The sequence below is a fragment of the Marinovum sp. genome (genome assembly GCF_034669705.1).
Classification (GTDB): Bacteria; Pseudomonadota; Alphaproteobacteria; order Rhodobacterales; family Rhodobacteraceae; genus Marinovum.
This window is the reverse complement of record NZ_JAXMOR010000013.1, coordinates 41,308-58,515: the sequence shown is the minus strand read 5'-3', so window position 1 is coordinate 58,515 and position 17,208 is coordinate 41,308. Positions and strand designations below refer to the sequence as shown.

Sequence of the window (17,208 nt, the reverse complement as noted above, 5' to 3'; positions counted from 1 at the left end):
GAGGAGCGGCCGGCCGGTCAGCCTTTGACTTCGGTGCCGACGACCATCTGGTCGCCCTTCAGCCCGATCGGCAGGCTCTCGAGATAGGCGTTCGGGGCTTTGCCGTCATAGGCGATACCGTCGATGATATCCTCGGCGGGCGTCGGCACCTTGTAGCCATCGCTGTCCCAGGGGAAGTCGGCCTCATTGGCGAGACCCTCGTCGACCAACATCCGCGCCGCCTCGAGGTAAATCTCCGGCTTGTAGACCGATTTGGCGACCTCGTCGTACCAGCTGTCCGACTTCGGCTCGGCGATCTGCCCCCAGCGGCGCATCTGGGTCAGGTACCAGATGGCATCGGAATAGAACGGATAGGTCGCATTGTAGCGGAAGAAGACGTTGAAATCGGGCACGTCGCGCTTGTCGCCCTGTTCGTACTCGAAAGTGCCGGTCATCGAGGCCGCGATCACCTCGGCATCGGCTCCGACGTATTCGGGCTGGCTCAGCATCTCGACCGCTGCCATCCGGTTGGCATTGTCATTCTCGTCGAGCCACTGCGCGGCGCGGATCAGCGCCTTGGTCACCGCAAGCGTGGTGTTGGGGTATTCCTCGGCGAACTCGGCGGTGATGCCAAAGACCTTTTCGGGGTTGTTCTTCCACAGCTCGTAGTCGGTGATCACCGGCACGCCGATGCCCTTGAACACCGCCTGCTGGTTCCACGGCTCGCCGACGCTGTAGCCATAGATCGTGCCGGCCTCCAGCGTGGCGGGCATCTGCGGCGGCGGGGTGACCGAGAGCAGCACGTCGGCGCCGATCTGGCCGGTGATGTTGTCCTGGCTGTAGTAGCCCGGGTGCAGACCGCCGGCGGCGAGCCAGTAGCGCAGCTCGTAGTTGTGGGTCGAGACCGGGAAGACCATGCCCATGTTGAACGGCTTGCCGTCGTTCTTGTAGCTCTCGACCACCGGTGCCAGGGCCTCGGCGCTGATCGGGTGGATCGGCTTGCCCTCGGCATCGGCGGGGATGTTGGGCTTCATCTGCTCCCAGATCTCGTTCGACACGGTGATGCCGTTGCCGTTGAGGTCCATCGAGAAGGGGGTGATGATATGCGCCTCGGTGCCGAAACCGATGGTCGCCGCCAGCGGCTGACCGGCCAGCATATGCGCGCCGTCGAGCTGGCCGCCGATCACGCCGTCGAGCAGGACCTTCCAGTTGGCCTGCGCCTCCAGCGTCACGAACAGGCCCTCGTCAAGGAAATAGCCCTGTTCATAGGCCACCGCGAGCGGCGCCATGTCGGTGAGCTTGATGAAGCCGAAGGTCAGCTCGTCCTTTTCCAGCTCCAGCATCTGGGCGAAGCCGGGGGTGACGAGGGCGGTGGAGGCCGCGAGGCCGAGAAGAAGGGTCTTCATGAAATCTGTCCTGTACTGAGGCCCGGCAGGAGAGGGTCGGGCAAAGAAAAAAGCCGCTGACGCACTTCGCCTGAGGCGAAGGGTCGAGCGGCTTTGCTCATCGGGTCCCGGACGTTCGGGAGAATTCCTGCAGCGGACGCCATTGCCCGCCGACAAGAGCGTTATGGCAAATCACGCAGGTGTCACGCAAAGGAAAGCAGGCTGTCGGACGGGGTTTTTCTGCAATGCAGCGCGGCTGTCGCTGCAGCTGCATAATTAATGAGCGTCAGGCGGCGTCGGGGTCAAAAATGCGGCCATCGAAGAACCTGTCGCGGTCGAGAATCAGCCGTCCGGCCTCGGCCGGCACGGCGGTGGGTTGGCTGACCCCGCCCTCGATCCGCGAGGCGGCGGTGGGCAGGCTGGCGGTCAGCCCGGAGAGCGCCGCGCGGTGCAGATCGGAGCGGAAGACCCGCGCCGCGGCAGCCTTGGCGGCGGCGCGGTCGAGCCCGGTGCGGGCGGCCAGTTGCAGCCCGATCCACTCCGCCTGGCTGCGCCAGGGGAAGCTGGCGGCGGAGCGATGGAAGGTGAGGAACCCCGGCACCGACCGCTCTTCGCCCCGGCCCGAGACCACCAGCCGCCCCGAGAGCGACCGGTCGAGAATATCCGAGGGCAGGTCGAGATAGCCCGGCCGCGCGAGGATCTCGGCGGCAAGGCTGCGTGACGACGGGTCGGCCAGCCAGCGCCCGGCGCGCCAGACCGCGCGGATCAACCGGCCGCGCAGCATGTCCTCGGCCTCGGCCCAGTCGGCGCGCATCGCCAGCACCTTTTCCGGCGCGAAAGCCCAGATCGCCGAGCCGGGCAGCAGCAGTTCGCCCATGCCGTCCTCGACCGCCTGAGAGCCCCAGGGCTCGCCGACGCAGAAGGCATCGATCTCGCCGGCGCGGATCGCATCGCCCATCAGGGGCGGTGGCACGGTGCGCACGACCACCGATTGCGGCGCCGGCAGGCCCAGTGCCGAGAGCCAGTAATAGACCAGCTCGGCATGCATCGAGAACGGGAAGGGCACGCCGATGCGCAGGCCCCGGCCGGCGGCGGCGATCAGCGCCAGCCCGGCGGCGCGGGCGTCGTCGAAGGCAAAGCGGTGGCCGGCGCCGCGCAGCCGATCGGCCAGCGCCTGGCTCACGCCGATCACGTTGCCATTGACCGAGAGCACCGAGACCGCCGAGAGCGGCGCACCGGCGCCGCCCAGTCCCAGCGCCGTGGCCACCGGCACCGGCGAGAGCATATGCGCCGCCTCGACCTTGCCATAGCTCAGCATGTCGCGCAGCGACGACCAGGAGGGGGCGCGGCGCAGGTCGAGACTGATGCCTTCCTCGGCGGCAAACCCCATCTCCTGGGCAATGATCAGCGGCGCGGCATCCACCAGCGGGATGAAGCCGACAGACAGTGTCGTCGCGTTCATCCCAAGAGCCCCGCCGCCGTCACCAGCGCCTGCGCCACATCGGCCACGCGCTTGCCTTGGTCCATCGCCGCCTTGCGCAACAGGGCATAGGCCTCGTCCTCACCAACGCCGCGGGCCTTCATCAGCATGCCCTTGGCGCGGTCGATCACCTTGCGTTCCTCGAGCGCGCGCTTGGTTTCGGCCAGTTCGGTGCGCATCCGCTGGAACATGCGGAACCGGGTGATCGCGGCGTCGAGCACCGGCTTGATCCGGCCGGGCTGCAACCCGTCGACCACATAGGCCGAGACCCCGGCCTCAATCGCGGCCACCGACAGCCCTTCGGCCGAACGGTCAACGAACATCGCCACCGCGCGGTCCTGCGGGCCGGAGGCCAGCGCCAGTTCCTCGAGCATGTCGCGTGAGGGGTTCTCGATGTCGATCAGCACCATGTCGGGCTGGCGTGCCTGGATTTGCCGGGCGAGGCTGGTGGGTTCGGCGATGACCTGGATGTCGAAATCGCCGGCGCTGCGCAGGCTGTCGACGATGAGCAGCGCGCGGTCGCGGTCGGGTTCGACGATGATGATCGAGAGCGGGCGGGGCATGGCTGCAGATGCGCGCGCCGGTCAGGGATTGTAAATGGGGGATGCGTGGTTTCGGGGCGTCCGCAGGGCGCTGTGCTTAAAGAATGGGCGGTAGCGGCCGGCTTCTGTGGTTCCTCGCGCGGGGACAAGGCCGCAGGCCGCCGCGTGATCGTCATGCCGAAGGCATGCCTCCCGCATGACCCGCCCCCCTGGGCGGCGAATTGGCTGCTGCAGGCGCAACGTGTGAGGTTCTACGGGCTTTGCTGCTATAGGGCGGCTCGACGTCTCTGTCGGATCGCCACCCCGCGGCTCGGCGATCGCGCGGCTTGTGCTTCGGCGCTAGCGCTGCGGGCGGGAAAAGAAGCCAATGCGGAACAAGACTACTGTACAGGGCCGATGCCAAAGGCCGCTCGCACCCGCTAACGCCCCACCGCCATCACCAGCAGGCCGGAGATGATCAGCGCCATGCCCAGCACCCGGGTCAGGGTCAGCGTCTCGCCCAGAAACAGCACCCCGGAGGCGGCGACCATGACAAAGCTCATCGCCACGAAGGGATAGGCCAGCGACAGGTCCAACCGCCTCAGTGCAAAGAGCCACAGAACCGTGCCCACGCCATAGAACGCCAGCCCGCCCAGCACCCAAGGGGAGAGCAGCAGGGCGAGGCTCTTGTGCACAACCCCGGCGCTCTCGGCAAAGCTCACCCGGCCGACCCCGGCCTTGAAACAGGTCTGCCCCAGCGCCGAGAGCGCCACGCTGGCGAGGATCAGCGCAAAGCCTGCGGTGGTCATCGGATGAACCCGATGAACTCGAAATGTCTCGCCGCCACCAGCACCACCAGCACCGCCAGCAGGGTGAGCTGGCTGATCCGGTCCTTGAGGGCAAAGATCACCGGGTCGTCGCCCACCTTGCCGCGGATCGCCCACATCCAGGTGCGATAGATCCAGAACATCAGCAGCGGCACCGTCAGCCAGAGGATATCGCGCGCGCCATAGGTCTCGAGCGCGGTGGGGCTATTGATGTATTGCGCCAGGGTCAGCAGGCTGACCGCGGCATTGGCGATGCCAAAGGCCTGCACGCTGGCCAGTTCCGCCCCCCAGTAGTTGCGGTGCGGCAGCTTGGCATCCTCGGTGACGGCGTCGAGCTCGATGAAGCGTTTCATGTAGGCGAGGCTGACGAAGAAGAACAACGAGAAGGTCAGCAGCCATGGGCTCAGCAGGATGTCGCAGGCCGCGGCCCCGGCAACGATGCGGACGGTATAGAGCAGCGACAGCACGATCACGTCGATGGTCGAGAACCGCTTGAGCGCGAAGGAATAGACCGTGGTCATCGCGAAATAGAGCAGCAGCACCAGCCCGAAGGGCAGACCCAAGGCGCCAAAGCCCAGGCCCACCGCCGCCATCATCAGCGCCAGCGCCGCCGCGACCCCCTGCACCGGGCGCACCACCCCGGCGGCAAACGGGCGCAGCCGTTTGCTGTGGTGGCGGCGGTCGGCGGGAATGTCGAGCAGGTCGTTGATCAGGTAGACCGCCGAGGCCATCAGCGACATGGCGGCAAAGGCCAGCGCGGCCATCAGCAGCATGCGCATATCGGTGTAGATATGGGCGAAGAACAGCGGCAGGAACACCAGCGCGTTCTTGGCCCACTGATGCGGTCGCATCGCCCTGAGCAGGCCCCGCCAGGCCGGCGCGGCGGGATCGGTGCTCAGCGTGAGGCGTGCACCCGCTGCCTGCATCTCGGTCCTCGCGCGCGTGTCGGGGCGGACAAAACCCACCCGATGCGCCGCGCGCCAGACCGGGATGTCGGCGGCGCTGTCGCCCAGATATTCGAAGGGGCCGGGGCAGTCCTGCCGGATTGCGGCAAGCTTGGCCGCGCCCTTGAGGTTGTGGCCGGGTTCCGAGGCCAGCACCGCGTCGAACAGGCCCAGATGCGCCGCGACCGCCTCGGCCGCCTGGCGGTCGGCCGCGGTGGCCAAGACGATACGGCGGCCCTGTGCGCGGGCCGCCCGCAGGTAGTCCAGCACCTCGGCGTCATAGGGCAGCAGCGCCGGGTGAAACCCGTCGCCATCCCAGACCGCGTGCTTGATGCCGCTGGCCCCATGGGCGCGCCACGCCCGCAGCACCGGCGGCCAGTTGCGCGGCCTGGCAAGCGCTGCCACAAGCTGCTCCTGTGCCACATCGGTCTGCACGAGCGTGCCGTCCAGATCGACATACAGCGGCAGCTCTCCTGCCTGGTCCGGCGTCCTGTCCTCGGCCAATGCCCCGTCCAAATCCTTCAACAATCCCGCTCCGCTGCCCGCGCCGTCCGCTTTCGCCTGACAATGGGCGCAAAATGTGCAGATTTTCTGGCGCAGGTCAGGCTAGACTGTAAAAAGTTAACCCATGTCTGACAAAAGCGAATTTGTGACACGTTTCGCGGCGGGTCTGGTCCTGTTTCTCCTGGCCCTGGCGTTTCGGGCGCTGGGCGCGGACTATGGCTATTTTCACGGTGACGAGCGGATCAACGATGCCGCGCGGGTGCTGGCCGGAGAGATCGTGCCGGGACAGCACTTCTACCCGCCGCTGATCAACTATCTCAACGGGCTGGCCTTTGGCGGGCTCTTTGCGCTTGGCGTGCCGTCGGGCTGGTGGGACGGGCCGGGCGCGTTCAGGGCGCAGTATTTCTCCGACCCGACGGTGTTCTACCTGACGGCGCGCTACGTGACGGCGCTGATCGGCGCGCTGATCGCACCGCTGTTTCTTGCCATTGCGCGGCGGGCCGGGCTGGGCCTTTGGCCGGGTGTGGCGGTGGGCTGTCTCGGGGTGGTCTTTCCGCTCGGGGTCTTCATGTCGCATATCGCCAAGGGCGACGTGGCGCTGGCGACCGCCACCATCGCCGTCTTCTGGGCGCTGATCGCCCGGCTCGAGGCCGGCCGGCCGGGGCGCTGGGATATCTGGCTCGGGGTCTTTGCGGTGCTGGTGGTGAGCTTCAAGCAATCCGGCGTCTTCGTGCTGCTGCCGCTGGCGGTCGGCATGGCCGGGCTGCTGCTCTGGGCCGAGGGGCTCCGGGCGATGGCGCGCAGCATGGGGCGTGCGCTGCTGACGGTGGGGCTGCTCTGGCCGCTGCTCAATATCGGCATCCTGCTGGATTTCGGCAATTTCCTGGCGTACCAGAAGATCCAGACGGTGATGTCGCTGCGCACCGACGCCGGGCTGGCCGCCGGGCTCGAGACGCTGGGCTGGCGGTCGCTGCAGCTGGTCTGGGGGCTGAACCCGGTGTTCGCGGCGCTGGCGCTGCTGACGCCCTTCGTGCTGGTGATGCCCGCCTGCCGGCTGCGTCACAAGCCGGTGCTACTGCTGATCTGGACGACGCTGGTCGTGGGCACGCTGGTGCTGGCGGCGCTGACCGGTCCGCGCCAGCCAGAGCATCTGTGGATCGCCAGTTTCGCCGGCTTCACCCTGCTGGGCGGGCTGGCGCTGGCCGGTCTGGCCCGGTCGGCCGAGGCGTCCGGGCGGCTGCGACGGGTGGCGCAGGGCACATTTGCGCTGGGCGGGGGGCTGTCTCTGGTGGGCGCTGTGATCGCGGTGACCGAGGCGCTGGCGCCGCCGATGTGGCGGGAGGTCGACGCCTATATCGCCACCCACCTGGCCGAGGCGCGGATCCTGACCGGCGTGGTCACCCATCTGCCGCAGACCCGCGCCGCGCAGGAGCTCGAGATCGCCCGTTGGCAGCGACTGGCCGAGAAATACGACACGCCGCTGCCGGAGATCGCCGAGGAGCGGAGGATCCGCGAGGACGCGCCGGATGCGGTGTTCCACATCGGCATGCCGACGGGGCTCTATGGCCTCGAAGGCGTTGACGAGGACGACCCGGACTATGAGGCACAGCCCTACGCCTGGCCGCCACAGCGCGCCGACTGGCAGCTTGACGCCTGGCGCGCGCAGGGGGTCGACGTCTTTGTCGTCAAGGCGCCGGAGTTCATGCGCCGCGAGGTTGGCTCGCCGCTGATGCGGGCGTTCTTCACCGAGTTGCATGACCGTTGCGCCGTTCTGGCCGAGTTCGATCCCAACAAGCCGCTCTATCTCGAGCGGGAGGTGACGATCTATCGCTGTGGAGAGCGGTGAGGGCCCGGTCGTCCTGCTGTCGCCGTGCCCTGCGCACGTCGACCGGCTGGGGGGCCAGCCCCCCAGACCCCCCGAGGGTATTTTTGAACAGAAGAAGGACTGGACCCGGGCACTTTGGCCCGGGGCGCGCAGTCATCCCTGAAAGCGGAACTTTGGTGGGTCAGCGCAGCCGTTGTGCCTTTTGCAGCGGACCGAGGCTGTCGAGATAGTCCGAGCGGTAGCCTTGCTCGTAGATCGGAAAGCGCGCCGGGCTGTCTCGGAAGCTCTTGAGCGGCTGGCCCATGTTGAGGATGCCGCGCTCGCGCTGGCGGCGCACTTCGGCGAAATCGACCTCGAGCGGGATCATCTCTTCTTGCACATTGCCCTTGTGCAGCAGCCGCCCCGTGGGGTCGATGACCTGGGAATAGCCGTTGCCGCCGGCCAAGAGCCCGTTGATGTGAAACACATACATCTGGAACATCGCCGCCGAGGCCTGGGCGCAGGCGAGATCGGCATGGCGGTCGACGAAGGCGGCGTTGACCGGGTTGATCAGCACCTCGGCGCCCATCGAGGCCAGGGTACGGGTCAGCTCGGGGAACCAGATGTCATAGCAGATCGACAAGCCGATGCGGCCGACGCCCGGCACCTCGAAGACACAAGGCTCGGTGCCGGCGGCGACGCCTTCCTCGTAGGGGGTGAAGGGGAACATCTTGTCGTAGCGCGCGACCTCTTCGCCGGCCGGGTTGAACACCGGGGCGGCATTGTAGATCCGGCCGTTGCGCCGTTCGAAGTAGCTGCCGGGCTGCAGCCAGATCTGGTACTGGCGGGCCATCTCGGCAAAGGCGAGATCGAATTCGCCGCCAGCGGCCTGGGCGCTGGGCAGGGCCGGGCCATGCGGCGCCAGCTCCGAGAAGCACACCATCTCGACCCAGGGGTAGAGGTGCATCAGGAGCGCCAGACGCTTGCGCATCTCGGCGAGGTTGTTCTGGGTGGTCACATGCATCTGGATGCCTGCGATTGCGAATTTGGTCATCAGGCGGTCCTTTGAAGGTCTGTCAGGAAAGTCGGCGCCGCGATCATGCGGCTGCCGAAATCGGTATACTCCACGTCGAGCGTGGCCGGCGCGAAGGCCTGCATCTGCCAGGCCTGTCCCATCCCGTCGCCCCAGAACAGCCGGGCGGTGCCCAGCGCCGGGCGATAGGCCACCGAGAACACGGTGCCATAGCCGGCGCGGTACTTGGCCGAGTAGAACGGCGGCGTGAGGAAGGTGGCCTGAAGCCAGGCCTCGTCGGGCTGGCCCTGGGCGAACATCCGGCCAAGGCCCTGGGCGCGTTCCAGCGTCGCCGAGATCCGCCCGTGGCGCGGCCATTCGACGCCGAGCTGGTGGTTGGTGGCCCAGGGGGTGAACTGCACCATCGCCGGCCGGTCGGGGCTGAGGAACACGGTGGCCGCCTGGCCCTGACGGTCGGTCAGGGTGACGTTGTAGGACATGTGGCAGGGCACCGCGCGCAGCGCCTCGAGCCCGTCTTGCACGTCGGTGCAGGTCTCGAGCACGTAGCGGATGAGCAGCGGGATGCCGAAGCCGCGGCCGGTGACGACGCGGCCGCCGAAGCTGAGCGAGACGGCGAGCCCGTCCTCGTTGATCCCGTCCGACAGGCCGGCGAGCCCCTCGACCATGCCCATCACGACCTTGCCGCGCCAGTTCGAGCGCAGCAGTGTCGCCTCGCTCAATGCCGGGTCGAGATCGTAGTTGCGCATCAGGAACGGCCCGGCAGCGTCGGCCGAGGCCGCCTGGGTGCAGCTCACCAGGTAGCGGGGCGGGCACCAGAAGGTGAGGAATTCGCGCAGCAGCGGATCGTCGGGCAGGGCGGCGGAGAGCCTGTCGTGCATGTTGACCATCTCGGGCATGTGCCGGCGCAGCGCACGCTCGGCCTCGCGCGAGGTTTCGGCGGTCGAGCCGCCGCGGGTCAGGTACCAGTCGCGCCAGCCCGGCCAGTTCGCCGCCAGCAGGGTCTGCCACACCGGGCCGGGCCGCTCCTCGGACAGGGCGGAGAAACGGCGCTCAAGGGCATAGCCCGGCCGGGCCGGCGCAGGAGGGATCGGGGCGAAAGGGGACATGCGAGAGGATTCCTGTCGGTTCCATCTACACTATGGGCCATGGTGTTGCCTTTTCAAGGGCTATCTGCTACACCATGGTCCATGGTGGCGAAAATGCCCCAAGGTGACTGCCTGAAAAATGGACGAAAGTCCGCCAGATGTGAGGACAACCCGATGCCGAAGAAACCCGCCGTGACGCCGCGCGGCTACCGCACCTGCACCGCCACGCTGGCGGTGTCTGACGTGCCGGCGGCGCTGAGCTTCTACCAATCCGCCTTTGGCGCCAGCGTGCAGAGCCGCGATGACACAACAGACACCCGGTTTGCCGCCATCAAGATCGGCAGCTCGATGCTCTTTGTCAGCGCCGGCTGGGCCGGTCATGGCCACCAGCCGACGCCCGGCGCGGCCTCGGTGGCGCATCACATGTATGTGGCCGATGTCGACGCTGCTTGTGCCGCGGCGCGCGACGCCGGCGCGCAGGTGCTGGCCGAACCGGCGCTGGCCTACTGGGGTGAGCGCTGCGCCACGATTGCCGATCCCTTTGGCCATGTCTGGACCCTGGCCACGCGGGTGGAGGCGCTGAGCGCCGAAGAGATCGCCGCCCGCGGCAAGGCGCTGGCCGAGGCTGGCGAAATTGCCGAGGAGGCGCCGGCAGGGGCCGAAGAGGCGCCGGCCTGAGCCCCAGCTCGCGGGATCGCGTTGCAAAGGCTGCGATCCGCGCCCTATCACTGTGACAGGCAGCAGCAGGCAGGCGACAGACATGCAGGAAACACCGGCGCCGACGTTCACGATCCGGCAGAACGACCTGTCTGACCTGGCGTCGCACCAGCGGATCGGCGACCACCCGGTCGCCGTCCGCACCGCCAGAGAGGTGCTGGGCGGCGGCTTTGCCGACCAGTCGAAACATCCCAACACCTGGACGGTCTATTTCCTGGTCGATGACCAATGGGCGCTGGTCGAAAGCGCCCGCGGGCTGCGCCGCGAATGGGCCAGCCTCGACCGGCTGGAGAAATGGCTGCGCGGCATGGGGTTTCGCTTCTTCTACGTGCGCAACGACATCGATCCGGTCGAAATGGTATGGGACGGCCCGATGGGCGGCCCGTCGATGAAGTGAGCCGCACCAGCCGCACCGAACGACCGCGCCATGCCGCCAGACGTCGGCGGGCCAGGGGGCTGATGTCCCGGGTGACATCCGGGCAGCGGCGGATGTTCTGGCAGTTTCGCAGGCTCGCGCAGGTGTGGATAAGAACACAGGGCTTGCGAAACCTGCTAGAGCTGGGGAACGCTTGGACCACCAACAAAGGGAATCACATGCCACCCGCCAAGAAACGCACCCGCAGGAAAAAGCTCACCGGTCTCAGCGAGATCTTCAATTACCTTCGCAAGAACACCAAGCCGATCTATATCGTCACGCCGACGCCCTACAGCCTTCTCGGGCTGGATCAATGGGTCGGCGGGCTCGAGTTCATCAACTACTTCGATATCTTCGACGGCAAGCACCCGCGCTCCTTCGTGCCCACCAAGATCATGCACGACGAGTTCCAGTCGATGGAGGACGTGGGCAACTACCTTGTCAGCCATCCGCAGTTCGTCGCCAAGGCCAAGGCCAACCCCGGCGGCAAGGCGATCTTCGTGATGTTCAACGAGACCACGGAAAAGCTCTGTGCCGATGCCGGCATCGAGGTGGCGCTGGCGCCGGCGGCGCTGCGCGAGCGGCTCGACAGCAAGATCGTCACCACCCAGCTCGGCAACGAGGCCGGCGTCGACAGCGCGCCCAACATCATGGGCGAGGCCGACAGCTATGAGGCGCTGTCCGAGCTGGCCGAGAAGGGCAAGCTGGGCTCCGATCTGGTGGTGCAGACGCCCTATGGCGACAGCGGCCGGACGACGTTCTTCATCAAGTCGCGCAAGGACTGGGACAAGTATTCCGCCAAGATCATCGACCAGAAGCTCAAGGTGATGAAACGGCTCAACCACCTGCCCGGCGCGATCGAGGGCTGCGCCACCCGGCTGGGCACCTTCGTGGGCCCGGTGATGACCGACATCACCGGCTTTGCCGAGGTCACCCCCTACAAGGGTGGCTGGTGCGGCAACGATGCCTCGCCGGCGCTGCTGCCCGAGGGCGTGCCGGACAAGGTCCGCGAGATGGCGCGCAAGTTCGGCGACAGGCTCTACAAGGAGGGCTACAAGGGCGTCTTCTGCCTCGACTTCCTGCTCGATACCGACACCAACGAGGTCTACCTCGGCGAGCTCAACCCGCGGGTTTCCGGCGTCACCCCGCCGACCAACCTGATCACCTCGACCTATGGCGGCTGCCCGCTGTTCCTGTTCCACCTGCTGGAATATCTCGATGTCGATTACGAGGTCGATGTCGACGCGGTGCAATCGCGCTGGAACGATTACGACAACTGGACCCAGCTGGTGCTGAAGCAGACCGACGACAAGGTCGAGCTGATCACCAAGGCACCGCACTCGGGCATCTGGCGGCTGACCGACGAGGGCACGGCGGAATTCGTGCGTCCGGCGCTCAACCCGCAGTCGCTGGGTGACGAGAACGAGGCCTTCTACCTGCGGGTCTATTCCGCCGGCGACTACTGCTACCACGGGGCCGATCTGGGCTGCGTCGTGGCGCGCGGCCGGATGCAGACCGACCGGCGCAACCTGACGCGACGGGCCAAGCTGTGGAACTCGGGGATCAAGGCGCAGTTCGAGTCGATCCCGCTGCCGGCAGTGGACGCGATCGCCATCCCCGACAACATCTCCGACGGCAAGTGGTTCTGAGCCGCAGCCTGTGAAACGACACCGCGGCCGCCCGATACGCTCGGGCGGCCGCGGGTGCGAAACGGAAGGGACGTCCAGTCAGGCGGCCTGCTGGTCGAAGCGCTGCTGCATGTCGCGCGCCAGATCGACAAAGGCCTGCTCGGCGGGCGACAGCGTCTCGCGCGGGGCATGGACCAGGTAGACATCCTTGCCGATCTGTTCGCCGATGATCCTGAGCGGCCAAAGCCGGCCCTTGCGAATATCCTCTTCCACCGGCCGCCGCGGCAGGATGCCGATCCCCAGACCGGCGACGATCATCCGCCGCAGCTCCTCGAAATCGGTGGTCAGCCCGTTGATCCGGTCGCCCAGTCGCAGCCCGCCGCGCACCAGCGTCAGCGGTTCGAGATCCTGGCCCGCGGTGGTGCTGGCAAAGGAAATGACCGGCTCGCCCTTGAGGTCCTCATGCGCGACGCTGTCCTGGCCAAAGAGCCGGTGGCCCGGACCGCAAAAGACGTTGAACTCGCGCCGGAACAGCCGCACCGCCGGCAGGTCGTCCAGCGGCTCGGTCAAAAGGCAAAAGCCGATGGTGGTCTCACCCCGTTTGAGCGCGCGCAGGATGGCGTAGCTGTCGGTCACCTCGCTTTGGAAGATCACCGAGGGGTTCTGCTGGTGATAGAGCCGCAGCAGCTCGTCGATCATCGGCGAGACCAGCCGCGCGATGATCTGGAACCGCACCTTGCCGCGTTCCTGGTCGGTGCCGCTGACCAGCTGGGAAATCCGCTCGGCGCTGTGAAAGATCTCGCGGCATTCCGTGAAGATCTGTTCGCCCCGCGGCGTCAGCTTGAACTGGCGGCTGTCACGGATCACCAGCTGGCAAGCGAGCTGCGCCTCGAGTTTCTGCAGCGCGTTCGACACCGAAGGCTGGCTCAGCCCGAGGCATTTCGCGGCCTTGGTGATGCCCTGTTCGCGGGCGATCATGTAGAACATGCGCAGCAGGTTCCAGTTGAGATCCGTTTGCAAGTGGTGAGGGGTCATGCTGCATCGCTCGTTGCCTGAGGTGGTCTTGGAAAACGCCTGAAACAAAACCGATACCCGTTGACGGGCGTCCGGTATTCCGGATTCACCCGTCATGGGAGAGTCTAGGTCGGCAGACGTGCCAAGACCAGCGCCCTGTGGCGCCTTCGTCAGACAGCGTGACAAATAAGCCTTACCGCGGCGCGCGACACCTCAGCCGCAGGCCTTTCGCCAGGCCTTGGCGTAGCCGGCCATCGGCGCGGTCCAGTCGCCGGCCTGCAGGCTTTGCCGCGTCGCGGGGGGCAGGGGGCTGGTGGCATCGCGCACCAGAAGCGCCGCGCCCTGGCTGGTGCCGGTGGCGCTGAGCATCGGACGTACCGCGCTGCCGGTCGCGGCCGAAAGCATCTGCAGGTAGGCGCGGTTGCGGGCAAAAGGCCCCTCGACGATGATCTCGCCCCGATGGCCGATCAGCTCGAGACAGCGCGCCGTCACCAGCGCCAGATAAAGCGCCACCGCCGCGCCGCGACGACCGCTGCCGGCCTCTGGTTCGGGGCCGATCCAGCGCGCGACCTGCCCGCGAAACGGCCCGGTCTCGGGCGCCAGCGCGGGCATCAGCATCACGCCGGAGGTCAGCACCTGCTGCAATTCGGCCGAGGTCGGCTCAGGGTAGGGACCGCCCATCGCCAGGTCATGCTCGCGCCCGCCCATGAAGCGCGCCGACGGCACCGGCGCGCCACGGGCGTTGACGTTGATCAACACGTCGCGCGTGGGATCGAGGGGCACCTGCGTGCCGCCGATCGCCATGCAGATCGTCCATGTACCGCTCGAGACCACTGAAAACGGCGGCTCTTGCGACAGGATATGCGGCAAGAGCGAGGCATTGCTGTCATGAATACCGCAATGCACCGGGGTGTCGGGGCGCAGCCCGGTGCGCGCCGCGATCTCTGGCAGCAGCGGCCCCAGCACCTCGGCCGAGCGGCGCGCCGGGGCGATCTTGCCGGCGATGTCCAGCTTTTCCACCAGTGACGAAAACCGCCCCTCATGCGGGTTCCACAGGTCGGTGTGGCAGCCCAAAGAGGTCACGTCGGTGGCCGCGACACCGGTCAGCCGCAGCCCCCAGTATTGCGGATAGGTGACGATGGTGCGGGTGCGCGCCTTCAGCTCCGGATCGGTCTCGAACTGCCAGTGCAATTGCGCACCGATGTTGAGCCCACCGGCCAGCCGCGCCGCGCCGGTCTCGGCAAAATCGGGGCGGAGCGCGTCGTAGGCCTCGGCCATGTCCTCGGGCCCGGCATGTTCGTAATCGAGGATCGGCGCGGCCAGCCCGCCCTCGGCATCGATCAGCGCGGCGCAGGCACCATGGGTGGTGATCGAGATCGCATCGACGCCATGGGCGGCATGGAACTCGGCCAGCCCGTCGAGCAGGAAGGCCCAATGTCCCTCGACATCGAAATGCGGGTAGGGCGGGCCGGGCAGCACGCGGTTGGGCCGGGTCAACACGGCAAGCTCTGACAGGTCGTCGAGCCCCACCAGCGCCAGCTTGGCATTGGTCTTGCCGATATCGATGACGGCGACGTGGCGTTGTGTCATGGCATGTGGAACATCGGTTCGAGCTCTTTCACCACCGGCGCGTTGTCCGGGTGGCACTGCATCAGGTCGGCCATATGCGCCCACCATCTCTGCATTACCTCGGTCGCGGGCAGGGCGTCCATCTTGTGATCGTCGGTCCGCCAGAGGACGCCGAAGAGTACCCCCGTCTCGCGGTCGAGGTGGATCGAGTAATCCGACACGCCGGCGTCCTTCAACAGCGCCACCAGCTCCGGCCAGATCGCATCGTGGCGGCGGCGGTATTCCTCTTCGCAGCCCGGGTTGAGCTGCATCGTGAAGGCGTATTTCTGCATTACCGTGTCTTCCACATCTTCCAGAGTCGCGGCAGGGCGATCACCCCGATCAGAAGCGCGCCGATCACGATCGACATCACGATCCCCGGCACGTTCAAGAGCCCCAGTCCGAAGGTCACCATCCCCATGACGAAGGCCGCGATCACCACGCCGGGAATGGAGCCCGATCCGCCAAGGATGTTGACCCCGCCGAGGACCACCATGGTCACCACCTCAAGCTCCCAGCCGACGGCGATCGACGGCCGTGTCGAGCCCAGCCGCGAGGTCAGGCAGATCGCCGCGACGCCGGCCATCAGCCCGGTCAGCAGGAACAGGATGAACTTGACCCGCGCCACCCGGATGCCGGAAAACAGCGCGCCGGTGGGGTTGTTGCCGATGGCATAGACCGCGCGGCCGAAGTTGGTCTTGTGCAGCACCACGCCGTAGATCAGCGCCAGCACCGCGAAGAGCACCAGCTCGAAAGAGATCACCCAGAACACGTAACCCTGCCCGAAGAAGGCGAAATCCGCCGGGTAGCCGCGAAACGCCTGATCGCCCAGAACGATATAGCTGATGCCGCGGAACAGGCTCATGGTGCCGATGGTCACCACGATCGACGGCAGGCCCAGCCGGGTCACCAGCACCCCGTTGAAGGCGCCGCAGATCAGCCCGGTGCCGAGGCCCACCAGCACCAGCGCCGGCGTGCCCGCGCCCATCTGCAGCGCCGCGCCCATGGCGGTCGAGGCCAGCGCGATGATCGAGGCGACCGAAAGGTCGATCTCGCCCGAGATGATGAGGAGCGCCATGGCAAAGGCGATCATCGCCTTTTCGGTGAAGTTGAAGGTGGCGTCGCTCAGGTTCCAGGCGTTGAGGAAGTAGGGCGAGGCAAAGCTGTTGGCGACAAAGATCGCGATGGCCACCAGCAGAAGCAGCGACTCCCAGCTTTTCAGCCGTTGCTGCAGCGGCGATTGCAGCCGGTCGGGGATGAAACGGGTGGTGTCACTCATGCTGCCTGCTCCGCTGATTTGAGGATGATCCGGCCCTTGGTCCGCGAGGCGCGTGCATTGACCACCACCGCGATGATGATTGCACCGCCCGAGATGGCGAGCTGCCAGAAGGGCGAGACATTGATCACCGGCAGGGCGTTCTTGATCACGCCGAGAAACAGCGCGCCGAGCAGGGCGCCTCCGACCGAGCCGATGCCGCCGGCGATCGAGATGCCGCCGATCACGCAGGCGGCGACCACGTCCAACTCGAACCCGCCGGCGATATCGACATAGGCCACCGCATAGCGCGACACCCAGAGATAGCCGGTCAGCCCCGCCAGCGCGCCCGAGATCGTGAAGGCCCAGAACTGGGTCTTGCCGACGTCGATGCCGGTATAGGTCGCGGCATGCGGATTGCCCCCGGCGGCATAGGCGGCCCGGCCCAGCGTGGTGCGCGACATCACAACGGTGAAGAGGATCACCACAAGGATCGCGGTCCAGCTCAGCACCGGCAGCCCGAGGAACTCGGCCCGCGGGAAAGCCTTGAAGGCCGGCGACATCTCGTGGCTGTTGACCCATTTGCCGTCTGAAATCAGGAAGATGATGCCGCGGAAGATGGTCATCGTGCCCAGCGTCACCACGATCGGCGGGATGTCGAGCTTCCACACCAGCAGGCCGTTGAACATCCCCATCAGCGCGCCGAGGGTCACCGCGACCACGAGGATCACCGCCACCGGCAGGCCGGGAAAGGCGAGGTTGAGCATCGAGACCACCATGCCGGTCAGCGCCAGGTTGGCGGCCACCGAAAGGTCGATGCAGCGGGTCAGGATCACGATCATCTGGCCCACCGCCAGAAGGATCAGCGGCGAGGTGTCATTGAACACATCCGCCAGGTTTGCGGGCGTCACATAGCCCGGAAAGCGGGTGGCGATCAGCGCCAGCAGCACGGCGATGGCCCCCAGCAAAAGCGCCTCGCGCGAGGTTATCAATCGTTGCAGCATCGCGT

At 66.8% G+C, this 17,208-nt stretch carries 16 protein-coding genes; 4 read left to right on the top strand and 12 right to left on the bottom strand.

Features of this window, described 5'->3' with window-relative positions:
* Window positions 1-17: 17 nt before the first annotated feature.
* From VOI27_RS11140 to VOI27_RS11120, 5 genes are all read right to left on the bottom strand, one after another.
* Complete coding sequence (locus VOI27_RS11140) at window positions 18-1,385, bottom strand: CmpA/NrtA family ABC transporter substrate-binding protein (protein WP_323765422.1); 1,368 nt, start codon at window positions 1,383-1,385, stop codon at window positions 18-20.
* A gap of 265 nt (window positions 1,386-1,650) precedes the next feature.
* The gene (locus VOI27_RS11135) at window positions 1,651-2,826 is read right to left on the bottom strand and encodes a CmpA/NrtA family ABC transporter substrate-binding protein (RefSeq protein ID WP_323765421.1); all 1,176 of its coding nucleotides are present in this window, start codon (window positions 2,824-2,826) and stop codon (window positions 1,651-1,653) included.
* On the bottom strand, window positions 2,823-3,407 hold the full coding sequence (locus VOI27_RS11130) for an ANTAR domain-containing response regulator (protein ID WP_323765420.1): 585 nt from the start codon (window positions 3,405-3,407) through the stop codon (window positions 2,823-2,825). Before VOI27_RS11130 ends, VOI27_RS11135 begins: the two co-directional genes overlap by 4 nt.
* 398 nt (window positions 3,408-3,805) lie before the next feature.
* Window positions 3,806-4,174 carry a DMT family transporter gene (locus VOI27_RS11125; protein ID WP_323765419.1) on the bottom strand — a complete coding sequence of 123 codons (369 nt, stop codon included), beginning with the start codon at window positions 4,172-4,174 and terminating at the stop codon, window positions 3,806-3,808.
* Window positions 4,171-5,661 carry a UbiA family prenyltransferase gene (locus VOI27_RS11120; RefSeq protein ID WP_323765418.1) on the bottom strand — a complete coding sequence of 497 codons (1,491 nt, stop codon included), beginning with the start codon at window positions 5,659-5,661 and terminating at the stop codon, window positions 4,171-4,173. Before VOI27_RS11120 ends, VOI27_RS11125 begins: the two co-directional genes overlap by 4 nt.
* A gap of 103 nt (window positions 5,662-5,764) precedes the next feature.
* Here VOI27_RS11120 and VOI27_RS11115 point away from each other — a divergent pair, with 103 nt between their 5' ends.
* Window positions 5,765-7,486, top strand: coding sequence for a hypothetical protein (locus VOI27_RS11115; RefSeq protein WP_323765417.1), 1,722 nt, complete (start codon window positions 5,765-5,767; stop codon window positions 7,484-7,486).
* Window positions 7,487-7,646: 160 nt separating this feature from the next.
* Here the strand turns inward: VOI27_RS11115 and VOI27_RS11110 are convergent, their stop codons facing one another.
* Together VOI27_RS11110 and VOI27_RS11105 are read right to left on the bottom strand one after the other, a co-directional pair.
* Window positions 7,647-8,498, bottom strand: a complete 852-nt coding sequence (locus VOI27_RS11110) for a carbon-nitrogen hydrolase family protein (protein WP_323765416.1) — start codon at window positions 8,496-8,498, stop codon at window positions 7,647-7,649.
* Window positions 8,498-9,583 (bottom strand): C45 family peptidase, encoded by a 1,086-nt coding sequence (locus VOI27_RS11105; protein WP_323765415.1) that lies wholly within the window; start codon window positions 9,581-9,583, stop codon window positions 8,498-8,500. The genes VOI27_RS11110 and VOI27_RS11105 overlap by 1 nt, the downstream gene beginning before the upstream one ends.
* Window positions 9,584-9,736: 153 nt before the next feature.
* On the opposite strand from VOI27_RS11105, the gene VOI27_RS11100 reads away from it, so the two are divergent.
* The 3 genes from VOI27_RS11100 (at window position 9,737) to VOI27_RS11090 (ending at window position 12,343) form a co-directional block, all read left to right on the top strand.
* Complete coding sequence (locus VOI27_RS11100; protein ID WP_323765414.1) at window positions 9,737-10,240, top strand: VOC family protein; 504 nt, start codon at window positions 9,737-9,739, stop codon at window positions 10,238-10,240.
* An 82-nt stretch (window positions 10,241-10,322) separates the two neighbouring features.
* A complete protein-coding gene (locus VOI27_RS11095) occupies window positions 10,323-10,676 on the top strand; it encodes a hypothetical protein (RefSeq protein ID WP_323765413.1) in 354 nt (117 codons plus the stop codon).
* Between the two features lie 197 nt (window positions 10,677-10,873).
* Entirely contained in the window at window positions 10,874-12,343 is a 1,470-nt protein-coding gene (locus VOI27_RS11090; RefSeq protein WP_323765412.1) for a biotin carboxylase, read from the top strand.
* A gap of 78 nt (window positions 12,344-12,421) precedes the next feature.
* On the opposite strand, the gene VOI27_RS11085 is transcribed toward VOI27_RS11090, so the two are convergent.
* The 5 genes from VOI27_RS11085 to VOI27_RS11065 all read right to left on the bottom strand — a co-directional run bounded on the left by VOI27_RS11085 (window position 12,422) and on the right by VOI27_RS11065 (window position 17,203).
* A complete protein-coding gene (locus VOI27_RS11085; RefSeq protein ID WP_323765411.1) occupies window positions 12,422-13,357 on the bottom strand; it encodes a LysR family transcriptional regulator in 936 nt (311 codons plus the stop codon).
* Window positions 13,358-13,549: 192 nt separating this feature from the next.
* Window positions 13,550-14,926, bottom strand: coding sequence for an FGGY-family carbohydrate kinase (locus tag VOI27_RS11080; protein ID WP_323765410.1), 1,377 nt, complete (start codon window positions 14,924-14,926; stop codon window positions 13,550-13,552).
* Window positions 14,923-15,237 (bottom strand): L-rhamnose mutarotase, encoded by a 315-nt coding sequence (gene rhaM / locus VOI27_RS11075; RefSeq protein ID WP_323765409.1) that lies wholly within the window; start codon window positions 15,235-15,237, stop codon window positions 14,923-14,925. Before rhaM ends, VOI27_RS11080 begins: the two co-directional genes overlap by 4 nt.
* Window positions 15,237-16,223 carry an ABC transporter permease gene (locus tag VOI27_RS11070; protein WP_323765408.1) on the bottom strand — a complete coding sequence of 329 codons (987 nt, stop codon included), beginning with the start codon at window positions 16,221-16,223 and terminating at the stop codon, window positions 15,237-15,239. Before VOI27_RS11070 ends, rhaM begins: the two co-directional genes overlap by 1 nt.
* On the bottom strand, window positions 16,220-17,203 hold the full coding sequence (locus tag VOI27_RS11065) for an ABC transporter permease (protein ID WP_323765407.1): 984 nt from the start codon (window positions 17,201-17,203) through the stop codon (window positions 16,220-16,222). The genes VOI27_RS11070 and VOI27_RS11065 overlap by 4 nt, the downstream gene beginning before the upstream one ends.
* Window positions 17,204-17,208: the final 5 nt, after the last annotated feature.

Coding starts and splice junctions, on each gene's coding strand:
- VOI27_RS11140 (WP_323765422.1), bottom strand. CDS start 1,385: ATGAAGACCCTTCTTCTCGGCCTCGCGGCCTCCACCGCCCTCGTCACC.
- VOI27_RS11135 (WP_323765421.1), bottom strand. CDS start 2,826: ATGAACGCGACGACACTGTCTGTCGGCTTCATCCCGCTGGTGGATGCC.
- VOI27_RS11130 (WP_323765420.1), bottom strand. CDS start 3,407: ATGCCCCGCCCGCTCTCGATCATCATCGTCGAACCCGACCGCGACCGC.
- VOI27_RS11125 (WP_323765419.1), bottom strand. CDS start 4,174: ATGACCACCGCAGGCTTTGCGCTGATCCTCGCCAGCGTGGCGCTCTCG.
- VOI27_RS11115 (WP_323765417.1), top strand. CDS start 5,765: ATGTCTGACAAAAGCGAATTTGTGACACGTTTCGCGGCGGGTCTGGTC.
- VOI27_RS11110 (WP_323765416.1), bottom strand. CDS start 8,498: ATGACCAAATTCGCAATCGCAGGCATCCAGATGCATGTGACCACCCAG.
- VOI27_RS11105 (WP_323765415.1), bottom strand. CDS start 9,583: ATGTCCCCTTTCGCCCCGATCCCTCCTGCGCCGGCCCGGCCGGGCTAT.
- VOI27_RS11100 (WP_323765414.1), top strand. CDS start 9,737: ATGCCGAAGAAACCCGCCGTGACGCCGCGCGGCTACCGCACCTGCACC.
- VOI27_RS11095 (WP_323765413.1), top strand. CDS start 10,323: ATGCAGGAAACACCGGCGCCGACGTTCACGATCCGGCAGAACGACCTG.
- VOI27_RS11090 (WP_323765412.1), top strand. CDS start 10,874: ATGCCACCCGCCAAGAAACGCACCCGCAGGAAAAAGCTCACCGGTCTC.
- VOI27_RS11085 (WP_323765411.1), bottom strand. CDS start 13,357: ATGACCCCTCACCACTTGCAAACGGATCTCAACTGGAACCTGCTGCGC.
- VOI27_RS11080 (WP_323765410.1), bottom strand. CDS start 14,926: ATGACACAACGCCACGTCGCCGTCATCGATATCGGCAAGACCAATGCC.
- rhaM (WP_323765409.1), bottom strand. CDS start 15,237: ATGCAGAAATACGCCTTCACGATGCAGCTCAACCCGGGCTGCGAAGAG.
- VOI27_RS11070 (WP_323765408.1), bottom strand. CDS start 16,223: ATGAGTGACACCACCCGTTTCATCCCCGACCGGCTGCAATCGCCGCTG.
- VOI27_RS11065 (WP_323765407.1), bottom strand. CDS start 17,203: ATGCTGCAACGATTGATAACCTCGCGCGAGGCGCTTTTGCTGGGGGCC.